Origin of the sequence: Kroppenstedtia guangzhouensis, assembly GCF_014637345.1 — a bacterium.
GTDB lineage: Bacteria > Bacillota > Bacilli > Thermoactinomycetales > DSM-45169 > Kroppenstedtia > Kroppenstedtia guangzhouensis.
This window is the reverse complement of record NZ_BMEX01000023.1, coordinates 1-19,451: the sequence shown is the minus strand read 5'-3', so window position 1 is coordinate 19,451 and position 19,451 is coordinate 1. Positions and strand designations below refer to the sequence as shown.

The 19,451-nt window shown below is 52.5% G+C and carries 17 protein-coding genes and 2 riboswitches; of the genes, 4 read left to right on the top strand and 13 right to left on the bottom strand.

The features are described from left to right. Positions 1 to 396: 396 nt before the first annotated feature. The gene (locus IEV46_RS16320) at positions 397 to 1,713 is read left to right on the top strand and encodes a tetratricopeptide repeat protein (RefSeq protein WP_188433604.1); all 1,317 of its coding nucleotides are present in this window, start codon (positions 397 to 399) and stop codon (positions 1,711 to 1,713) included. A gap of 3 nt (positions 1,714 to 1,716) precedes the next feature. Here the strand turns inward: IEV46_RS16320 and IEV46_RS16315 are convergent, their stop codons facing one another. The 3 genes from IEV46_RS16315 to IEV46_RS16305 all read right to left on the bottom strand — a co-directional run bounded on the left by IEV46_RS16315 (position 1,717) and on the right by IEV46_RS16305 (position 4,325). Continuing rightward, on the bottom strand, positions 1,717 to 2,037 hold the full coding sequence (locus tag IEV46_RS16315) for a hypothetical protein (protein WP_188433603.1): 321 nt from the start codon (positions 2,035 to 2,037) through the stop codon (positions 1,717 to 1,719). Between the two features lie 329 nt (positions 2,038 to 2,366). Then, positions 2,367 to 3,533, bottom strand: coding sequence for a sulfate adenylyltransferase (sat, locus tag IEV46_RS16310; protein ID WP_188433602.1), 1,167 nt, complete (start codon positions 3,531 to 3,533; stop codon positions 2,367 to 2,369). Between the two features lie 30 nt (positions 3,534 to 3,563). Next, positions 3,564 to 4,325 (bottom strand): phosphoadenylyl-sulfate reductase, encoded by a 762-nt coding sequence (locus IEV46_RS16305; protein WP_188433601.1) that lies wholly within the window; start codon positions 4,323 to 4,325, stop codon positions 3,564 to 3,566. A gap of 203 nt (positions 4,326 to 4,528) precedes the next feature. Between IEV46_RS16305 and IEV46_RS16300 the strand changes: the two genes are divergently transcribed. Next, complete coding sequence (locus IEV46_RS16300; protein ID WP_188433600.1) at positions 4,529 to 4,969, top strand: YtoQ family protein; 441 nt, start codon at positions 4,529 to 4,531, stop codon at positions 4,967 to 4,969. A gap of 67 nt (positions 4,970 to 5,036) precedes the next feature. On the opposite strand, the gene IEV46_RS16295 is transcribed toward IEV46_RS16300, so the two are convergent. The 9 genes from IEV46_RS16295 to IEV46_RS16255 all read right to left on the bottom strand — a co-directional run bounded on the left by IEV46_RS16295 (position 5,037) and on the right by IEV46_RS16255 (position 14,041). Then, entirely contained in the window at positions 5,037 to 5,342 is a 306-nt protein-coding gene (locus IEV46_RS16295) for a spore coat protein GerQ (RefSeq protein ID WP_188433599.1), read from the bottom strand. 13 nt (positions 5,343 to 5,355) lie between these two features. Further along, the gene (locus IEV46_RS16290) at positions 5,356 to 5,778 is read right to left on the bottom strand and encodes a cell wall hydrolase (protein ID WP_188433617.1); all 423 of its coding nucleotides are present in this window, start codon (positions 5,776 to 5,778) and stop codon (positions 5,356 to 5,358) included. Between the two features lie 95 nt (positions 5,779 to 5,873). Then, complete coding sequence (locus IEV46_RS16285) at positions 5,874 to 7,487, bottom strand: amidohydrolase (RefSeq protein ID WP_308420316.1); 1,614 nt, start codon at positions 7,485 to 7,487, stop codon at positions 5,874 to 5,876. A 215-nt stretch (positions 7,488 to 7,702) separates the two neighbouring features. Further along, positions 7,703 to 8,995 (bottom strand): homoserine dehydrogenase, encoded by a 1,293-nt coding sequence (locus IEV46_RS16280; RefSeq protein ID WP_188433598.1) that lies wholly within the window; start codon positions 8,993 to 8,995, stop codon positions 7,703 to 7,705. Positions 8,996 to 9,086: 91 nt separating this feature from the next. Then, positions 9,087 to 9,198, bottom strand: a riboswitch (SAM riboswitch). Positions 9,199 to 9,385: 187 nt separating this feature from the next. Further along, positions 9,386 to 10,405 (bottom strand): fumarylacetoacetate hydrolase family protein, encoded by a 1,020-nt coding sequence (locus IEV46_RS16275; RefSeq protein WP_188433597.1) that lies wholly within the window; start codon positions 10,403 to 10,405, stop codon positions 9,386 to 9,388. Between the two features lie 277 nt (positions 10,406 to 10,682). Continuing rightward, positions 10,683 to 10,976: an alpha/beta-type small acid-soluble spore protein gene (locus tag IEV46_RS16270; RefSeq protein WP_229736187.1), complete on the bottom strand. Its 294-nt coding sequence runs from the start codon at positions 10,974 to 10,976 to the stop codon at positions 10,683 to 10,685. A gap of 62 nt (positions 10,977 to 11,038) precedes the next feature. Further along, on the bottom strand, positions 11,039 to 11,731 hold the full coding sequence (gene sleB / locus IEV46_RS16265) for a spore cortex-lytic enzyme (RefSeq protein WP_229736185.1): 693 nt from the start codon (positions 11,729 to 11,731) through the stop codon (positions 11,039 to 11,041). After that, positions 11,732 to 11,863, bottom strand: a riboswitch (cyclic di-AMP (ydaO/yuaA leader). Positions 11,864 to 11,989: 126 nt separating this feature from the next. Continuing rightward, the gene (locus IEV46_RS16260; protein ID WP_188433596.1) at positions 11,990 to 12,610 is read right to left on the bottom strand and encodes a superoxide dismutase; all 621 of its coding nucleotides are present in this window, start codon (positions 12,608 to 12,610) and stop codon (positions 11,990 to 11,992) included. 282 nt (positions 12,611 to 12,892) lie between these two features. Next, positions 12,893 to 14,041 carry an HAD family hydrolase gene (locus IEV46_RS16255; RefSeq protein ID WP_188433595.1) on the bottom strand — a complete coding sequence of 383 codons (1,149 nt, stop codon included), beginning with the start codon at positions 14,039 to 14,041 and terminating at the stop codon, positions 12,893 to 12,895. A 567-nt stretch (positions 14,042 to 14,608) separates the two neighbouring features. On the opposite strand from IEV46_RS16255, the gene IEV46_RS16250 reads away from it, so the two are divergent. Continuing rightward, positions 14,609 to 15,580 (top strand): hypothetical protein, encoded by a 972-nt coding sequence (locus IEV46_RS16250; protein WP_188433594.1) that lies wholly within the window; start codon positions 14,609 to 14,611, stop codon positions 15,578 to 15,580. A gap of 587 nt (positions 15,581 to 16,167) precedes the next feature. Here the strand turns inward: IEV46_RS16250 and IEV46_RS16245 are convergent. Then, positions 16,168 to 18,123: a tetratricopeptide repeat protein gene (locus tag IEV46_RS16245; RefSeq protein WP_188433593.1), complete on the bottom strand. Its 1,956-nt coding sequence runs from the start codon at positions 18,121 to 18,123 to the stop codon at positions 16,168 to 16,170. A gap of 239 nt (positions 18,124 to 18,362) precedes the next feature. Between IEV46_RS16245 and IEV46_RS16240 the strand changes: the two genes are divergently transcribed. After that, positions 18,363 to 19,010: an LPXTG cell wall anchor domain-containing protein gene (locus IEV46_RS16240; protein WP_188433618.1), complete on the top strand. Its 648-nt coding sequence runs from the start codon at positions 18,363 to 18,365 to the stop codon at positions 19,008 to 19,010. Positions 19,011 to 19,451: the final 441 nt, after the last annotated feature.

Sequence of the window (19,451 nt, the reverse complement as noted above, 5' to 3'; positions counted from 1 at the left end):
GCGTTTTTTAGCATCAACGGATGTCGAACTGTCGGCAATTCAAAGTTGAGCTGGCTTCAGAAGCGTTATGAAAAAGCGATCAAGGGAGGATTGAGTTTCGGATGGAGCGTCTCTGGTTCGTCAAATCTTTGACACCAAAATGCGAAACCCAATCCCAACCGACTCAAAAAGCACTTAATTTCAATGCTTTTAGAGCCTACCAGACACGACAGACACAGTCATCCCCCCCTCCTCGCCACCAGGCTGGAGGGGGGAATTTTTATCAAACAGCCTGCTTTTTTCTGAATTAAAATAGAACCATTCACCTTTCCCTCTGGTAAAATGGGTTTACGAAAGATTCCCATAACCAACAACCCGTCCATCCATTGTCAAATGTGTTATCGGAGGTGGAATAATTTGAATTCCATACAGATCAATGAAATTGGGGAACTGATCCGCAAAAGGCGACGGGAACAAGGATTGCGGCTGGAGGATTTGGCCGATGAGAATATTTCCCCTGCCACCATCAGCAATATTGAACGGGGGGTTCCCTATGTTCACCAGGAGAAAGTTCGCTACGTCCTCTCCAAACTCCGGTTAAATCCGGAGGACCTCCCGAAGTTATTGCTCGGAGAACAGCAATCCATGGAACGTTTGAAGTTTCGGCTGGATTCCATTGAGACACTTTTGGAATTCGGCCAAAAGGAAAAGGCTTGTGAGAAACTAAAAGAATTGGAAATTCCTGATTCCCATCCTTTTGCCTCCCGGGCCCGCTTCCTGTTGGGAAAAAGCCACGCCCTGACTGGGAGCCTTAAGCGATCGGACCGGATGTTCTCCCATGCGATTCGTCTGGAACGCCAACATGAACACCGTCCCCGGTCCAATTTGGAAGCATGCAGCTATTATGAACTGTGTCGGTCGGCGATCCGGCAAAAACTCCCCAAAAAGGCGCTGGAGTATACCAATCTGGGATTGAAGGCCTTCGATCCCACCGGGGAGCGACAACAAATCAAATACTTTCTGAAGACGGATCGGGCCGAGATCCTCCTTCTGCTCAACCGTTTTGGAGAATCTTTGAATATCGTCGATGATTTGTGGCAAGAGCGTCCCCAAATTCAGCCGATCCGTGTTCTTATACAACTTTATCTCCTGAGGGTGCGATTGTTGCGAAAGACCGGAATGCTTCAGCAGGCGGCGGACTTCGCACGGGAAGGGCTCGAAATCGCCCGGATCAACCAAGACCATCTGGGCACCTTTGAATTGTGGTCGGCTTTGGGAGATGTCTATCAATCCGAACAAAACTGGGACGAAGCGGAAGCCTGCCTGGAGTCTGCTCTTCAATTGGATCAGCTCATAGAGGACCGGGAGGGTCTGCATCGTTTATACAACCGATTGGGAACCCTGTATCTACGGCAAAAAAAGTGGAAAAGTGCGGAAGAGATGATCCATCGGGCCCTTCGACTGGGGGAGGGGGGCCCGGGGACCCCACTGCTGGTGGAGACACTCATCTTGGCCGGGGACCTTCACCGCCAAACCGGGGAAACAGAAAAAGCGATCCAACGTTTCAAACGGGCGCTGGAACTGTCTGAAAAACAGCAACTTCGGAAAAAAGAGATCAAGATCCTGTTCAGGCTGGCTCAATGTCACGAAAAAAAGGACCACCGGTCCTTCCTTCGTTATATGGAAAGTATGTACCGGGTGCAGAAAGAGACTGACCCGGAACCGGACAGCTGACGGTCACCCTTGATTCTTTGGAGAACGGCGGAGCTCCGCCAACCTTTTGGGCAAGAACATCTGGACTCCCCATCCCACCCCTTCGATGGCGGACAAAAACAGCTCTTTATCCCGATCGCTGACGCCGGATAAACTTTCCGACTCCTTCACCATCCCCCGTAACGAGTTAAAAGCTTCCTCCAACAACTGACGGGCCCGCTCCAGTTCACCCCTGTTCACCTGGTCCCGGATGACGGAACGAACGAAATCATCCGTTTCCTGATGTGCGCGGTCGGCCGCCTGCCGAACCGCCTCCCATTCTTCAGGGGAAAGGCGGATCTCCATTGACTGTTCAGCACCCTTTTTCGTTTCAGATATATTCATCCTGATCTCGTGCAGGGTCCTCCGTCCCTTTTGAAAGAGGAGGAGTGCACGCCGGCGTCAGCCAAAACGGCTTCCCTGCACTCCCTCCTTTTCTGACTGAATTTCCCGTGTGGATTTCCCTGTCCCCCATCCAAATTCCACACGAACTTCGGCCGTATTTTTACGACCCTTTCGGCCAGATTCGACAAAAAACCGGAAATCCCTTCTTCCCGCCCAAAATATGTCGATCAAAATGCCCCCAAAAATTGAAGACACCGGAGGTCCCGGTGTCTTGGTGCATAAAGCGAAAGTCATTGGCAGGTTTGTTGATCCTTCAGACCTCGGATCAGGACGCGGATCACTTCAGGCCGGGAAAATTCAGGGGGTGGTGTCTCTCCTTTTTTCAACATTTCCCTCACCCGGGTCCCCGACAGGGTTACATGATCTTCAGGAGGATGGGGACATGTTTTCCGGGAAGCCATTCCCCCACAACTCCGACAGTAAAAACTGTGTTCAAAAAAAAGAGGCGTGATTCCCAGTTCCTCATCCTTAAATCGGGAAAAGATCCGATGGGCGTCATAAGTTCCGTAATAGTCACCCACTCCCGCATGATCCCTTCCGACAATGAAATGGGTGCACCCGTAGTTTTTGCGGACCAATGCGTGAAAGACGGCTTCCCGGGGGCCGGCATAACGCATCGCCGCGGGATAAACCCCGAACAGAACCCGCTCCCGGGGATAATAGTGATGGAGAATCGTCCGGTAACTCTCCAGACGGATTTCCGCCGGGATGTCATCTTTCTTGGTCTCCCCCACCAATGGGTTGAAGAACAGGCCATCCACAGTTTCCAAAGCGGACTTCTGGATGTATTCGTGAGCCCTGTGAACAGGGTTACGTGTCTGGAACCCCACCACCCGTTTCCAACCTCTCTGCTCAAAGATCTTCCGGGTTTGCGACGGTTCGATCCAGTCTCCGGTGAAAGGACCATGATCGGGAACCCGCATCATCCAGACGGTCCCCCCCGCATAAATTGGGGAATCTTCGAATAAGCGGGCCACCCCCGGATGCTTCAGATCCTGTGTCCCGAAAACAGCCTCTGCCTCCCGCTGCCGGTCCACCTGGTAAAGACTGGTCACCTCCAAGACGGCATACACCCGCCCATCCGGCCCCCGTAACGCCACCTGATCCCCTTCCCGCACTCGGCGGGCTTCATTTTCCTCCACCGGCAGGGTGACAGGCAGGCTCCAGACGGTCCCGTCAGCCAGACGCATCCGATCCCTTACTGACAGATAATCCTCTTCTCCCAAAAATCCCTGCAACGGAGAATAAACTCCTGTAGCGATACACTCCACATCAGACAAAAGTCGATCTGAAATCCGCCATGACGGAAGGGATTCCGCCTCTTTCAACCATTCCTTGCGTTTCTGGCCCCGGCAGAGGCGGTCGATCAACACACCCCCGTGAGGTGATGAAACCATGTGATTCGCCCCCTTTCCTCACTTTATATGTCACCTCCGATCTTTTATCTCTCCCGACGGGTGAAGACCACATTCCGTTTTGTCCATGCCGGACCAGCGTCCCGCCCGCGAATCCTCACCAGGTTGAACCTGCCGGGTACATGGGACGCACCCGATGCTTGGATAACGGCGATCATGCATCGGGTTGTAGGGAATATTGTGTTCCCTGATGTACGCCCAAACTTCCTTGGCACTCCAGTAAGCCAAAGGGTTCAGTTTCAGCAGTCCAAATTGATGGTCCCACTCCACCACTTCGGTGTGGGCCCGTGTGGGGGACTGTTCCCGCCGGATGCCGGTGCACCAGGCAGAATAACCCTTGAGAAACCGGCGGAGAGGGTTTACTTTTCGAATCCCGCAGCAGGCATTGGCATCCCGTTTCCACAGTTCCTCGCCCCAAAGTTTGGCCTGTTCTTCAAGGCTGTACTCCGGGCGGACCCGGATGAAGGTCTTATCCAATGCCTTTGCCAGACGATCCCGGGTCTCGTAGGTTTCCGGAAATAACAGATCGGTGTCCAGATAAAAGATATCCGTCTCTGGTGCGACCCGGTGCAACATATGAACCAACGCCACATCTTCATAGCCAAAACTGCAGGCCAGCACCATCGACTTTCCGAATTGCTCCGCTCCCCAACGCAAGACCTCCCACGGGTCTTTTTCCCGGAACTTTTTGGATATCTGTCGAATCTCCCCGGGCGACAGTGGTCGCTCCCCGAAATCTCCGGGTGAATGGTTGTCAACGGTTCGATTGGACATTGCTTTCCCTCCTCCCCTTTTTCCATATTCGGATCAACATCAATCGGTCACATATTCCGCCCAAAAAAAACTGTCCCGGTCAGGAAAATGATTGATGAGGCCACCCCGCAGATGGAAAGAGGACCTCCCTCCCTCTTCATCTGTTACAATAGCAATGACAAGTTTCACCCAAGCTCACGACACGAGAAAGGAGACTGGTGGATATGGAACTGGTGGTTTATCTGGCCGGTCAGATCCACGATGACTGGCGCGGAGAACTCCGGCAAAAGGCGAGGAAACGGGGGCTTCCCATCATATTCAAAGGACCCCAGGAGGATCATGACCGCTCAGACGACATCGGGGAGAAAATCAAAGGTGAGCAGCCCAATCCCGTCTATCGCGACCAGACTGCCTCCGAATTCAACAATCTTCGCACCCGTGTCTGGATGGAAAAAGCAGATGTGGTGATCGCCCTCTTCGGGGAAAAGTATCGCCAATGGAATACGGCCATGGATGCCGCAATCGCTCTCCAATCCGGTAAACCCCTGATCCTGGTCCGCCCTGAAGGGTTGGTTCATCCCCTGAAAGAACTGGCGCAACGGGCTCAAGTGGTTGTTGAAACACCAGATCAGGCTTTGGACGCCCTTGCTTACATTTTTGAATAAACCCAAGTTCACACCGGTTCTACGAACCGGTGTCATTTTCGTGCCAGACCTGAAGGGGACTGCTTCATTACCGGGGTCGGGCCAGATTGGCCGGCCCACTTTCAAAAACGTAATAGTCGATGTTGATATTCATAAAAATCATATCTTTTCCTGTTTTTTTATCTCGGATCAGAATAAAGTCCCGTCCCACCTCCCGCAGTACTCCTGTAACCACCATCGCATTCCACTGGGGGTTGTTTTCATAGGTCAGGTACAAGGTGATCTCTTTACCGATGTTCCGATTCAGTACATCTTCCGTGTATACCCGCTGTCTCCGCTCCTGAGAGACCTCGGCGGTGGAAGTGGTGTAAAAGGGCGGCTGTTGCCAATACATATGGTTCCCTCCCTTAATAGACTTGAGGACACTCCTGAGGATCCGGGATGTAAAAACAGTGGGATTTGTATTGCCCACTGAGGGTTTGGTTGAACCAGGTGGCCGGGCAGGGCCCCTCCGGACGGAAAAACCAGAGGGCATTGCTTGCCGGATCCATCCGTTCGCCCTGGATGACCCGTCGGGCCAGCCGGATGTCCCGGTCCCGGGCTTTTTGATAAAAATAAGATTTTTGCACCGCTTCAAATCCCCCCGGTGACTGGAAAACCATCTCTTGTAGCGTCCGAATGTCTTCAAAATCGAGACAGTTGGCAACCACCCGGTTGACCCCGACATTACCCACCATGATCATTCCCGCTTCCCCTTCTCCCTCCGCTTCCGCCCGCATCAAGCGTGCCAACAATGCGGTCTGCTTGCTGTTCGTCCGGATTCTGGCCATCGCTGTCACCCCATTCTCCCTCCACATCTATTCGGATTTTTGTAAAAAAAGAACCGGCAATGCCGGTTTCGGTGCAGACCATCAAGATGGAAACATCAGGCCTGCCAGGCGATTTGTCCGTTCACCACTGTCATCAGCGCCTTTGCCTCCAACAACGAATCAGGCTCCGGATCGAGCAGTTCCCGGTCAAAAACGGAAAGATCCGCAAACTTCCCGGGAGAGATTGTTCCCCTCTCCCCCGCCTCCCCTGCCGTTTGGGCACCTCCCAGGGTAAACAGGCGCAGAGCGGAATACGGCGTCAATTTCTGTTCCGGTGAGTATCCTGGGTGACGGTTCATTTCCGGTGATCGTCGTGTGACGGCAGCGTGGATTCCCAAAAGTGGATCCAGCGGTTCTATAGGGGCGTCACTGCCCCCGCCGACAGGAACTCCACTTTCGATCAATGTTTTCCAAGCATAAGCATATCGGTGCAACTCTTGGGGCAACCTTTCCCTCACCCATGGAAAATCGGAGACTACAAACCGGGGCTGAATATCCACAGCCACCGGCAACCGGCAAAGCTCCCTGATCTGATCCCTTCGCAGCACTTGTCCGTGGATCAGTCGATCAGGGAGTTTGGAAGGGGAGGGGGGGCAAGCCTTCAGCACCTGGATCACCCGGTCCGCTGCTTCATCACCGATCGCATGAATGGCCACAGCCATCCCGGCGGCCCGTGCCTGTCGTACCCGCTCCTCCAACTCTTCCCGGGAATGGACAGCAAGTCCCCTGGTAGTGGGATCATCGGCATAAGGACGGGAAAGAAGTGCCGTCCTTCCGCCCAGGGAGCCGTCGGCAAAAATTTTGACCGCACCAAATCCGATCCAGGAATCACCGTCTCCCCCTTTCCATCCGGCTTCCCGGAATTGATCGAGAAAAGGGTGGTACACCAGATGATGGGTACGAAGAGCTATTTCCTCTTCCCCCCATCCCCGATAAATATTAAGCAGGTTTTCCACACTGCCGGCCGAACGAAGATCCTCGGTATGCACACAGGTGAGACCTTTGGACAAGGCATCGGCCGCACCCTTCCGGGCAAATTCCCTCAATTCATCCAATGTTCGGGAGGGAAGGGCATCAAAAAAGGGCCTGGATGCATTTTCATAAATCAATCCATTCAGGTTACCATTCACATCCCTCCCCAATTTTCCATCCTTCGGATCCGAGGTATCCCGGGAAATGCCTGCCGCCTGGCAAGCCTCGGAATTGACAGCTTGGACATGATGGCAAACTCTTGTCAACAGGACGGGCCGATCGGGACAGACAGCATCCAATTCCGCCAACGTCGGAGGTTCCGGGAGGGGAAATCGGTTTTCATTCCAATTGAGACCCAATACCCACTTTCCCTCCGGGGTCATCTGTGCACGTGCTTCCACCATTCGCAACAGGGACTCCTTGGATGTGGCTCCCGACAGATCCAACATCGACAATCTCATCCCGTGTCCCATTAAATGAAGGTGATTATCGGTCAATCCCGGATAAACAAAAGCCCCCTCCAGATCGACCCGGGGTACACCGGCCCGCCCTGTCTGAAGGAGGATCTCCTCCGTCGATCCGACAGCGACGATTCGGTGATTCTCCACACAGATCGCTTCCGCTAGCGGTATCCTTTGATCCATGGTGGTGATCCGGCCGTTGTAAAAAATCCGCCTTTCTATATGAAACCCCTCCATCCTTTCAGTTCTCCTCTTCTCTCCCTATTCTTGCATTCTCTCATACGCCCCCCAAACCCTTTCTCTTCACTTGAAGATTATATGAGGTGTGAGTCATGGTGATGGAGGGTAATAAGAAGATATAAGCACCCCCTCAAGTCAAGTCCGACCCCAAGCAGAAGGGGGTCGGGCTTTTCTCCATGTAAAAATACCCTCACACAACAAGGAGCATCCACTCAGACCACACGTTCCATTTCCGATTGTCGCTCCTGATCAAAGATGATACCTCGGATGGGACGGGAGATGATACGGGATTTTTCCAGTCCCAGCTCTGTCATCACCATCGAAGTATAGGAGGGATCCCATCGGCGCAGAATGAAAGCCACCCCGTCACGGGAAGAGACAGCATCCACCACTTCCAGTCCAATCCCTTCCAGGCGCTGGCACAACTGTTCCGGATCCGGGACCTCCCGGTTCCCGAGCCTCATACAGATAAAACGGCTTCCCCCCGCTTCCCCGGCCGGGAGGAGCAGAGAGTCCTCCGAAAGGGGCAACCTGGGGGGCGGAAGGCGAAACAGGTTGCACAAATCTTCCACCACTGCGCTGGCGGTGGGCTTCTCCCCGGCTCCCCGACCCACCAAGGTGACATCACCCACAACATCTCCCTCCAGATGGACAGCGTTATACACGCCATCCACGCTGGCCAGGGGGTGGGATAAGGGCAGCAAAGTGGGGCCCACCCTGAGACTGACCGGTCCCTTCTCACCATACTGCTCACCCGTCGCCAACAGCTTCACGGCATAGCCCAGCTTCCGGACCAGTTCCAACTCTTCCGGTGTAATGTCACGAATCCCTTCCCTGAAGATTTGCCGGACCGGAACATCCGTCTCAAAGGCGAGACGGCAAAGAATTGCCAGTTTGTAGACAGCGTCAAAACCGTCCACGTCCGCTGCCGGATCCGCCTCGGCATACCCCTTCTGTTGGGCTTCCGCCAGTACTTTCTCAAAGGAAGCCCCTTCACGGGACATCCGGGTCAGAATATAGTTGGTGGTTCCATTGAGAATTCCCGATATCCGGTGCAGACGGTTGGTCTTTAAAAAGTGCCCCATCGTCCCTAACACGGGGATGCCGCCCCCCACGCTGGCTTCATATAGAATTTGAACCTTCCTGCTGCGGGCCAAGCGCTCCAGTTGCACCCCGTGTTTGGCCATCAATTCTTTGTTGGCGGTAACTACATGGCACCCCGCTTTCAACGCCCGTTCCACATACGTCCGTGCTGGTTCCGTTCCACCGATCGCCTCCACGACCACTTGTACCCCCGCTTCCAAAACCCGGCCAAAATCTGTGGTGATCAATGATTGCACTCCGTTTACTGAACGTTCCTTTTGCTTCTCTTTCACCAGAATGGACCGGACCTCGAATAAATTTTCCGTCCTTTTCAAAATCACATCTTCCTGGCTTTGCAGCGCTTTATAAACACCTCCCCCGACTGTGCCAAGCCCCAACAGTCCCACGCCGATTCGCTTCATCTCCGATTCCTCCTCTTTTAAATGGAAAAACCCCCTCGAGATCGAGAGGGGGTGGACTGCGACAAAGTTAAACCGTCAGTATTCATCCCACTCCCTATCTCTCAACGCCATGGCGCTGCAGGATTTGGCACCCTGCCCGCGAACATTCGCGGGCGGGTTGCCGGGTTTCATCGGGCCAGTCCCTCCACCACTCTGGATAACGAGTAGTATCCGTTCTTCAATTGTGATTGGAAGCGCAAAAAAACGTCACAGGGAGGATTGGGTCCCACAGGAGTGTCTTTCGCTCGTCAGAACTTTCGTGCGAAATGTGAAGCCCAATCCCGACCAACTCGGAAAAAACTCTATCACAGAGCTTTTAGAGTCCATTATGTAACAGGAGTCATCATAGTGTCAAACCTTTTCCCGTGGTGCGATGATCCGGTTGCGGAGGACACCCAGATGTTCAATCTCCAACTCCACCTCATCACCGGGTTCCAACCAAGCTTGAATTTCCGTTCCCAACTCCAGGATGCAACCCGTCCCCACCGTTCCGGAACCGATCAGATCCCCCGGCCACAGCGTGCAGTTCTGGGAAGCCCGCTCCACCATCTGGGCCACTGTATAGGTCAGATCCCGCACATTTCCTCGGGACAGTTCGTGCCCGTTGATTCTGGCAACCATCGTCAGATCAAAATGATTTCCTTGCCTCCGATCTTCCAATTCATCCAATGTAACCAACCAGGGACCGATCGAAGTAGCAAAATCTTTCCCCTTTGCCGGCCCCAATCCCACTTTCATCTCCTGCCGTTGCAAATCCCGGGCACTCCAATCATTGAGGATGCAGAACCCGGCGATGTGTTCCAAAGCCTTTTCTGCAGGAATATCCCGACCTTTTTCACCAATGACGAAAGCCACTTCCAGTTCGTAATCCAGCTCCCGGGTGTTCCGGGGTTTTTCCACTGCTGCACCGGGGCCGATGATGGCATGAGGATTGGAAAAATAAAAAACCGGGATTTCGTACCACTCCTGCACCATCTCCAACCCTCTGTTTGCACGGGCTGTTTTCACATGTTGTTCAAAGGCGTAGAAGTCCCGGAAACTGCGGGGAGTCGGCAAGGGCGGCAAAAGATTCACCTCCGGCTCCCGTAAAGCCACTGGCTCTCCTTCTACCTGCAGGGTGGACAGGTCTTCCCCTTCCATCTCCCCGGCCAACCGGATGAGGGTCTTCATCCCTTCTCTGCCTGTCTCCAGAAAAGGCAACATTTCCGTCGGCATTCCCCGGGTGACAGGCAACTCTCTGTGAAGGGTTGCCCATTTCTGAGCAAATCCGATATCCACGATCCAACCGTCACTGACCCAACCGATCCGTGCTTGGGGTGATCCATGGATCGTCAATTCTCTTTCCTTCACCTCGTATGTGACCAGCTTCATTCAACTCCCCCCTTTGTTATCAGCATATTCATACAGGGAGAGGAACAGCAAGTCTTTTTTTATTTCACAAGGGAAGGAATCCGTAAGGTCCCACAAGAAGCAAATTAGTGATGGTCGGGTCGGTCGGGTTTGGGTTTCATATTCCGTACCAAAGTTTTAAAGATCCAAAAACGCTCCATGTAAAATCCAATCCTGCCTTTGACGACTTTTTCACAATGCTTGCATGGGATGACAGAGTTCAAATGATCCAAAGTCCCCTCGGCAGGGGACCATCGTTTCACGATCGACGGGTAAGTTCTTTTTGGGCCAATTTGATCAACTCTTTCACCATTTGCCCACCCACCGAGCCTCCCATCTTGCCGGCATCGGAGGTTTTCATGTCTCCGTTATATCCTTGGGGACGATAGAAAATCCCCGCTTGCCGGGCCATTTCCATTTTGGCTTCCACCGGGCCCCGGACCTGTTTTCCCGTCTGTTGTCTCAATACTCGGGCTTTCAAACGATCCATTTCTTCCCTCGCCTCTGGCACCAGCAATTGATTGTTACGTCGTCTGCGTGAGATGGCCTCCACCTCCTTTCTCCCCCCCTTAGTTTCCCCAAAGAAAAAAACTGTCCCGAAGGACAGCTGATCATTTATTTGGTAAAAATGTGTTTTCCGATTTTGAGTATCTGCGGACGGCTCCAGATCCACTTGGAGGTGGCGGTATCCGGATTGAAATAGAACAGGGCATTATTGGAAGGGTCCCAACCTTTGGCAGCGTCTTCTACCGCTTGATAAGCTTGACTGTCAGGCTCCATCCAGATCTGTCCATCGTCCACTGCTGTAAAGGCTCCCTTCTGCATGATAACGCCCTTGGCGGTGTTGGGGAATTTATCGGACTGCATCCGGTTGATAATCACTGCAGCCACTGCCACCTGCCCTTTGTAAGGTTCTCCACGGGCTTCACTGTATACGGCCCGTGCCATCCATTTCCTGTCTTCCTGGGTCAGTGGGATTATGCCAGAAGATGTTTTACCCGGATGTGACTCTGTCATCTTTTTTAACTGACCCCAGGTTTGGGCTCCCACGATGCCATCAATCCGCAAATTGTGATCTTTCTGGAATTGGATCACCTGTCGCTCGGTTTCATGTCCGTAGACACCGTCACGCTTGGTGCTGTACCCCAATTTGTTCAAGCGGGCCTGCAGATCCCAGACGTCACCGTTCTTGCTGCCATAGTATACCATTGTCGGTGCCGCCGCCTCCGCCTTCTTCCCTCCGGGGAGGACGGCGCCTGTAAGGCCGACCGTGGCTACAGTGAGAAAGATCATCAGCTTCCTTTTCACAATATTCCTCCTTATAGCCTCCGAGGTTAGTTGACGGGTTCGGAATAAGGAGTTCCCGACCGCACAGCGGCTTCACCCCAAATAAAAATAAGTCCCCCGTACCTGTGAAACAGGATTCGGCTTAATTTACATACATTAGGAATTATAGTGGCGGATCGGGAATCTCTCAACGCACAATAATTTCCATATAAGTTGAATAATAGATGACTGAAACAAAAAAAGCGCAGCGATTCATCGCTGCGCCGTGTGGTTGATGGTTTACCGTTTGGCCTCCTGGTAACGTCTGCCCACCTCGTCCCAGTTGACCACGTTCCAGAACGCCTTGATGTAATCCGGACGCTTGTTTTGGTACTTGAGATAGTAGGCGTGTTCCCAAACATCCAGACCCAGGATCGGCTGGAGACCTTCCATGAGCGGATTATCCTGGTTGGGTGTGCTGGTGACAGCCAAAGAGCCGTCCTTGTCCAAAACCAACCAAGCCCAGCCACTTCCGAAACGGCCGACGGCGGCATTGGTAAATTGCTCCTGGAACTTTTCAAAGCTGCCAAAGGCGTCATTGATGGCTGCAGCCAGCTCACCCGTGGGCTGACCGCCGCCCTGAGGGCTTAAAACTTTCCAAAAGAGGGAGTGGTTGGCATGTCCGCCCCCATTGTTGCGAACCGCAGTGCGAATGTTTTCCGGCACCTGGTCGATGTTCTTCATCAGGTCCTCGATCGACATCTCCTGCAGGGTCGCGGCTTGGCCTTCCAGTGCCCCGTTCAATTTATCCACATAGGTTTTGTGGTGACGTCCATGGTGGATTTCCATGGTTTCTTTGTCAAAGTGGGGCTCCAATGCATCCGTGGCGTACGGCAGTGCCGGCAATTCGAATTTTGCCATCGATAAACCCTCCCGCTATGTAATTTGTTCACCCAGGATGGCAGCGTTTTGAACGATGCCTCTCTTATCATTTACCCACTTTTATTATGCAAAAAACACTGGAAAATATCAACCAAATCAATCAGTTCACTCTGGTTACATCTGCTCCCCCGAGAAGCGTTCTGAAATCCTCATGGGAGGGTTGGGTTTCCCGCGGAGTGCCTTTGGCTCATCCAAACAACGAAACGTGGCGGAAAACCCAATCTGACTATCTTAAAACTAACTAAAAACACTTTGTCCTTATTATTTCCTGAGACGTTGGATCAGCGGAAGCACTTCAGTCACATCCTTTAGAATGTAATCCGCCCCCAACTCTACAAACTTGGACCGCGCCTTTTCTCCGGCCGGACCGGTCAAGGTGGCGGCAAAATGGCAACCCATTCGACGGGCGGCCAACAGATCGGCCACGGAATCCCCAACAATCAGAACTCTTTCCCCGTCGATTATGGGGAGACGGGTGGCCAAGATATCGGCATCAGAGGTGGTTCGTCCCCCAAAAGCCTTCAGATAAGTGAAAGGATGGGGTTTTCCCAGAGGTCCCAGGTCGGATCGGCTCTTCTCCGCCCGCCGGACATCGCTCGCCGTCACAATCCGATCCGGATCAAAAGCGGGCAACCAGCCCATCGCATCCAAAGGCACCTGTGTTTCCAATGACGGCCGGCCAGTTCCGATCCCGAGGATCAATCCGGATTGCTTCAGTTGATCCAACATATTTCGGATCGTCGACGGTTCCACAATCGGGATCTCTTGTTTCAGGAATCCGGTCTTTTCAGGATGAACAGGTGCTTTTTTTTCCTGTTTTTCATACAGTTCACCTCCCAGGTACCACTCCTGATAAACCTCCATCCCCAATCTCCAAAGGGATCCTCCATGGGAGAAGGAGGAGGATTGAATCCCTGACCACGCCTGGGCCAATCTGTTGATTTGTCCCGACAGATCCCCCCGGTCTGCGGACATCCCCTTCAAACACTCTGTCACTCTTCCATAGTGGGGCCGAAACTCCATTCCTTCCCCACGAAACCTCTCTCCAATCCGCATCAGGCTTTCCCTGTCCAGATCCTCTTTCAGCAGGCGGGTTACAAACTGAGGCTGTTTTTCAAACAGTTGTTTCAACAGTTCCTGAAGCTGAAACCCAAACAACAGAGCCACCATATCCCAGTTGGAATTGACCCCGTGAGATTTCAGCCATTCCAACACATTCTCTTCGGCAAACACCTCCCGACGCACACCCCGAATGGTTTCCTCATCGGGAAAAGGAGCGAAATCCCCCCCGGCGAGACCCAGAGCCTGATCGCTGTACAGCAGTTCCCATACCGACAAACAAGTGGTGTCAAAACACCGTTTCTCACTCAACAGCACCCCGTCCACATCAAAGAGGATCATTTCGTACATGTTGGTTGTGTACCTCCTTGTTTTCATCCCCAATCAGATCTTGTACCCACTTTACCAGAGAAAGACCGGAATCCCAACCTGCAAAGGACTCATGCAAATAGAGAAAGAGAAGAAAAAAGCCCCGGCAATGCCGGAGCCATGAAACCTCGATCCAAAGGCAATCGATCGAGGTGGATTATTCTTCTCCCTGGGTCACCATCTCATTCTCTTTTTTGATCATCAGATGCAGGGAGACAGTGGAGATCAAACAGCTGAAAATCAATGACAATGCTATAGTTAATGCCAGTGTCATATCCCTTCTCCTCTCCGGCTGCCCCGTGGCTGGGGAGTCAATAAATTCTCAGTTTGATCATAACCTGGATCTCATCTGTCCCATCGGTCAATTTAGACAAATCAAGTACAAATATGAGGCGAATTTTTGACTTTTTTAGCTCGCGGGATGACCAATGGATCTTGTCGGGAAAAGAATCCTTTTGTCCAGTTTTGTCCGGGAGGGAGGGAATTCCCATCCTGTTGGCATAAATAGATAAACAAACTTAATTCTGACAGGGAAAGGGGCACAGAAAAATGCCGTTTCCTCAACCGGATGAAACCACGATCCAAAATGAGAGCCGCTGGTTTACCCTGGAGGAGGCTGCCGAACATCTGCAGATTTCCGTGCACGAAGTGCAGGATTGGGTGCTGATGGAAAAAGTAAACAGCCTGGAACAGGACGGAACCTTTTGGATCTGTGAAGAAGAGCTGGAAAAAGTCCGACACCAGCCGGCGATCGATCTCTCCCATTCCCCGGAGGACGGGATAGGCCGACCCAGGGGAACGGTTGTGGACATGATCCGGGATTTCAAAGCGAAGATGGAGAAGAACCCTTCGCAAGAAGCAAATCGACACCACCCTTTTGAAACAGACACCCTTGACAACCGGGGCATCATCCCGGTAAAAAAGGAAACCCGTGATCATCAAGGCACCGGGCCTTGGCGGTCCGCCTTCGAAAAAGCGACAGATCAACTGCGTAAGATAAAACCTCTCTCTCAGCAGAAGTTGAGGGAATGGATCAGTCAATTTTTTCAGATGATAGAGGAGAAAAAGAAGAAGGAAGTACAGGAAGAGGAGCAAAATCGTCAGGTGAGCGTGAAATTGGGGTTTATGACGGGTAAAAATGAACTGTTCTGCGACTTCTGTGAAGTCAACGACCGGTTTTACCCCGGAGCGATTTTTGCTGATGTCTATGTGGATGGTGCCCTGAAATGGATGATGTGTCCCAATTGCCTCCATTACTGCCGTCAGCAAGCCAACGGTTCCATGGAGAAAAACATCCGGGCCCGGTTTAACCAGTTGGCTTTCCGTCTGGAACAGGAGGCCCGACGTGCCCGCAATCTCGCAGCATCGGAGGATTTTCAGGTGCCCCGGATGCACGAATGGGAGGCATGGGAGACCGCCTCCCTGGCGATGCAGGAGGTGGCGTCCTCCCACCCCCCCAAGTCTGATGAGTCCGCGCCCTTCGACAATCATCCGCAGGGCCGGGGGAATGAACAGTTTTAAGGGCACTCCTTAAAATCACCATCGGCACCGGATTCACACCAGAGGTGACTCAAAGCCGGAATCTACAAGAATGTGATGTTCACCTGCCAAAGAGCCGCCTGAGGCGGCTCTTTTGATGAAAACCGCCCCCAATGGAACCCTCTCCAAGAAAAGGATAAAGATCAGCAGTCATTCGGTGAAGAACACTCCCCTCTTTGGGCAGTGCACTTTTTCCTAATCCTCATCCGAGATGTCACCATTGTCGGTTTCAACTCTTAAGGAAATCATCTTTCCCTTGCCTTTTTCATCCCCAACGGTTCCTTTCAATCGTTGCTCCACCGATGATTCCTTTTTAATCGCTGTTCCACAAGATCAATTTTCACCTGATTTTCACTTGATTTGCTGTTTACGAGGAAGTCGGTTTGAATGTCGCCAAACTCAGCGTAAAGGTCCACTTTCAATGATTGGGGCTCCTTCTTAGCATAAATGTTTACATCTTTTAAGTCAGGAATTTGTATTGTTTTTTCGGAAGATACCCATGTAATTGCAAAGGTACCGATCAAAAAAAGGCGGCTGACTCCCCCTCCTGGAAATCAACCGAAGCGCGATCACTTGATCTGGTCCAATGCTTCTTTGTATCTCATGTCACCGGGGTCCAACTCTTGAGCTTTCCGATAGCTTTTGGCAGCCTCTTCACGTTGATTCAGCCGTTGGAGGACGACTCCGTACTGATAGTGATAAATCGCTGTTTTCGGACTGATCCGGACCGACTCCCGGGCACTTTTCAGCGAGGCCTCAAAGTCACCTGCATAGTACCGGGCGATGGAGAGATAATAGTGGGTGGCAGCGTGGTCCGGTTTCAGCTTGATCACTTGATTAAATGCGTGCGTCGCTTCTTTGATGGTGTCCGCTATCAAGCTCTCCCGTTTCTTTTTCGTAAGCCCCGTTTTTTTTACGATCTGTTCCCGTTCCGCCAGATAGGCTTGGCCCAGTTTGTACCAGACCGTTGCATTCTCGGGCTTCAACTTGGCAGCCTTTTTCCCGTGTTTGACAGCTTCCTCTGTTTTCTTCAACTTCAATAGGTAAGAAGCCAGAATATAATGGTATGATCCTTCCTTCGGATTTAACCGGACAGCTGTCCGGAAGGAACGGACCGCCGCTTCATCGTCTCCTTTCGCACCGTGAATTTTACCTTCGTGATAATGAAAAAGGGGATTCTCCGGATCGGAGGAAAGTGCCTTTTGTACGGCGGACTCCGCCTGCTTCAGATCTCCGGATTCGAGGGCATACACCGCCAACACATCATACAACTGGGGATCCGGAACATTTTTGACCCCCTTGGCTAGAACTTGCTTCGCTTTTTTGTAATCTTTCTTCTCCCCGTGAAGATTGGCCAGATGAAGCAGGTATTCCTTCTCCGCTGGATCCGCCTCCACCGCCAGTTGGGCACGGGTGATCGCTTCATCCACCTGATTCTCCCGGAAGAGCCGCACCGACTCTCCATAATAGCGGGCCGCATCCTCAGCATCGTCACCCAACAGCCCTCCGTTGAACAGAAAGTATGTCCCCGCCGCCAATCCGATTGCCACAGCGCCGATCCCGGTAAACAAGAGACCCTTCCGATTTAGAGGGGCCCGCCAGGGGGGCGATTCCACCTTTGTTTTTTGCGACGGCTGAGGCTGAATACTGGCCGGGGCTTCTTCCCGCTCTTCCCCTTCGGTCCGTATCTCCTCTTCTCTGGGGGGACGACGCTCAGTCCGCAGCAACACCCCGGAAAAAAGGTCATCGCCACCCGGGGCGGGCTTCTTTATAACAGCGGGAGCCTTATGCATCAGAGGTGAAATCCATTCCAGTCCCTCCCGGATCTCCACCAATCGGGGTCTCCAGGCGGGATCAGCCCGAAGGCTGTTTAAGATCAAACGCTCCCATTCCACCGGCACCTCTTCCCTGTACCGGCGAAGAGGCTCTATCTCCCCAGGTTTAGGAACCACACCCGTGAACAAGGTGTAAGCCAGGGCCCCCCACAGATAAACCTCCCAGGTTTCATCCTGTTCATCCGGCCCATCCGGCCACTGTGAATATTCCGGTCCCGGAATCAACCCCGACGGTCCCCCATACAAGAAGCGAACTTCATCGGGAGTAACCAATATATTTTGCGGATGAACAACCGTAAATTCTCCCCTGCGCCGCAACCGAAGTAAATGATCAGCTATCCACTTCATGATCCGGGCGGCTTCTCCCAAGGGCAAAATCTCCGACCCCAACATTTGATATGCCAACAGCGTTGCTTCCAAGGGACTCAATACCTGATAGAGGATTCCCTCTTCCACAAAGGCATCCTGCAATGGTGGAAATGCAAGAGAATCCCGTTGCAACAACCTGTGAAAGGAAGATTCCCCGTTCATCCCCTCCTGTTCCACGGCGTGGACAAACACCCTCTCCGGCAACAAATTCCCCCTCCCGGAAGGGGTCTCCACATAATAGAGAACACCTCTCACAAAGGGAAAAGATTGTAACACCTGATAGGTATTCCGGATCCACTCACCCTGTCGCTTCCTGTTCATCCATTATCCGGCTCCTTCGCTCCTGTTGCTCCCCATGAATATGTAACCGATCACCACGGATTCTAGTAGACTATTTTACCATGAACCGGGAAGGATCGTGACTCGAAACCCCTCATCAATCAATCTCTACAATCAACTTCTGCGAAACTTCCTGCAAATTTAGACCCAAAGTATGATTCCGTCATTTTGTAATAAATGACATAATCGGGAGAGAACATTTACCAAAGGAGGAAAACCATTTGGTAGTTCACAAGAAAAAACTGGCTGTGATCACCTCATTCACTGTGGTTGGATTGTTGACCGCCAATCCGGTGTATGCCAACCCCGCTGAAGATCTTTCCGAAGAGGCCAAGGACGGGACTTTACAGACTGCACCGGAAGTTCAACTGGGATTAGAAAACAGCGAAATCCCGGTGAAAACTCCCGTCGTTCCGATCCAAACAGAGGATGAAGACAACACCATCCCCGAACCTGAGCCGGAACCGGAACCTGAGCCTGAGCCGGAACCTGAGCCTGAGCCGGAACCTGAGCCTAAACCGGAACCTGAGCCTGAGCCGGAACCTGAGCCTAAACCGGAACCTGAGCCGGAACCCGGCAACCCTGGTGACAACGACAACGGTAACCCCAGCGAGGGCAATGACGGTGGAATCACTCAGCCCACACCCACCCATCCCGTGACCCCGCCCGACAGCCCGGAATCAGTTCATTACCTGTCCCATGCCAAGGATCAACAGAAGCTGGCCTCCAAGGACGGTGCTGAGGAAGAAGGCGGCAAGTTGCCCGAAACGTCCATATCCCACCCGACTCAGATGGCCGGCGGCCTGCTGATGTCTCTCCTCGGTGCGGCCCTGCTCTTTATCCGCCGCTTCCGTTCCAATGGGGTCTGATCTCCTCACTCATATCAAACCACCTCCTCTCAACCGGGGAGGTGGTTTTCCATGCACTCCAAACGCCGTCCATTGAAGAAAAAACCACTTCCATTGAGGAGAAGTGGGGTTTCCTTAAGTCTGCTTACTCATCGGAAACAGTAGGATCTTCCGGACTGGTTTTCTCTTTTGGCTTCGGTTGCTCGCTATTCTCCAGGTTTGGATCCTTTTTTTTATCCGATATGTTGGAAGCTCCCTCGGTGGGGTGAATCCCTTGAGGAGTGGAATGTTGCGATTGCGGAGGCAAATTTTTCAGAGCGGGGTCCCGATACTCATACCAGATGAATCGAATCCGGATCTGGTATTATCCCCATACGGTAGACAGTGAAAAAAGTCCATCTGGTAAGATGGACAAAAGCACTGAACTGCCGGAGGGGATTTTCTTATGGCGAAAAAAGGGCA

Bases quoted from the DNA above. Each gene is read 5' to 3' on its own strand.
- sat (WP_188433602.1), bottom strand. From the start codon at position 3,533: ATGGTTTCATCACCTCACGGGGGTGTGTTGATCGACCGCCTCTGCCGG.
- IEV46_RS16250 (WP_188433594.1), top strand. From the start codon at position 14,609: ATGCCGTTTCCTCAACCGGATGAAACCACGATCCAAAATGAGAGCCGC.
- IEV46_RS16300 (WP_188433600.1), top strand. From the start codon at position 4,529: ATGGAACTGGTGGTTTATCTGGCCGGTCAGATCCACGATGACTGGCGC.
- IEV46_RS16305 (WP_188433601.1), bottom strand. From the start codon at position 4,325: ATGTCCAATCGAACCGTTGACAACCATTCACCCGGAGATTTCGGGGAG.
- IEV46_RS16290 (WP_188433617.1), bottom strand. From the start codon at position 5,778: ATGGCCAGAATCCGGACGAACAGCAAGCAGACCGCATTGTTGGCACGC.
- IEV46_RS16315 (WP_188433603.1), bottom strand. From the start codon at position 2,037: ATGGAGATCCGCCTTTCCCCTGAAGAATGGGAGGCGGTTCGGCAGGCG.
- IEV46_RS16245 (WP_188433593.1), bottom strand. From the start codon at position 18,123: ATGAACAGGAAGCGACAGGGTGAGTGGATCCGGAATACCTATCAGGTG.
- IEV46_RS16260 (WP_188433596.1), bottom strand. From the start codon at position 12,610: ATGGCAAAATTCGAATTGCCGGCACTGCCGTACGCCACGGATGCATTG.
- IEV46_RS16280 (WP_188433598.1), bottom strand. From the start codon at position 8,995: ATGAAGCGAATCGGCGTGGGACTGTTGGGGCTTGGCACAGTCGGGGGA.
- IEV46_RS16295 (WP_188433599.1), bottom strand. From the start codon at position 5,342: ATGTATTGGCAACAGCCGCCCTTTTACACCACTTCCACCGCCGAGGTC.
- IEV46_RS16255 (WP_188433595.1), bottom strand. From the start codon at position 14,041: ATGTACGAAATGATCCTCTTTGATGTGGACGGGGTGCTGTTGAGTGAG.
- IEV46_RS16275 (WP_188433597.1), bottom strand. From the start codon at position 10,405: ATGAAGCTGGTCACATACGAGGTGAAGGAAAGAGAATTGACGATCCAT.
- IEV46_RS16285 (WP_308420316.1), bottom strand. From the start codon at position 7,487: ATGGAGGGGTTTCATATAGAAAGGCGGATTTTTTACAACGGCCGGATC.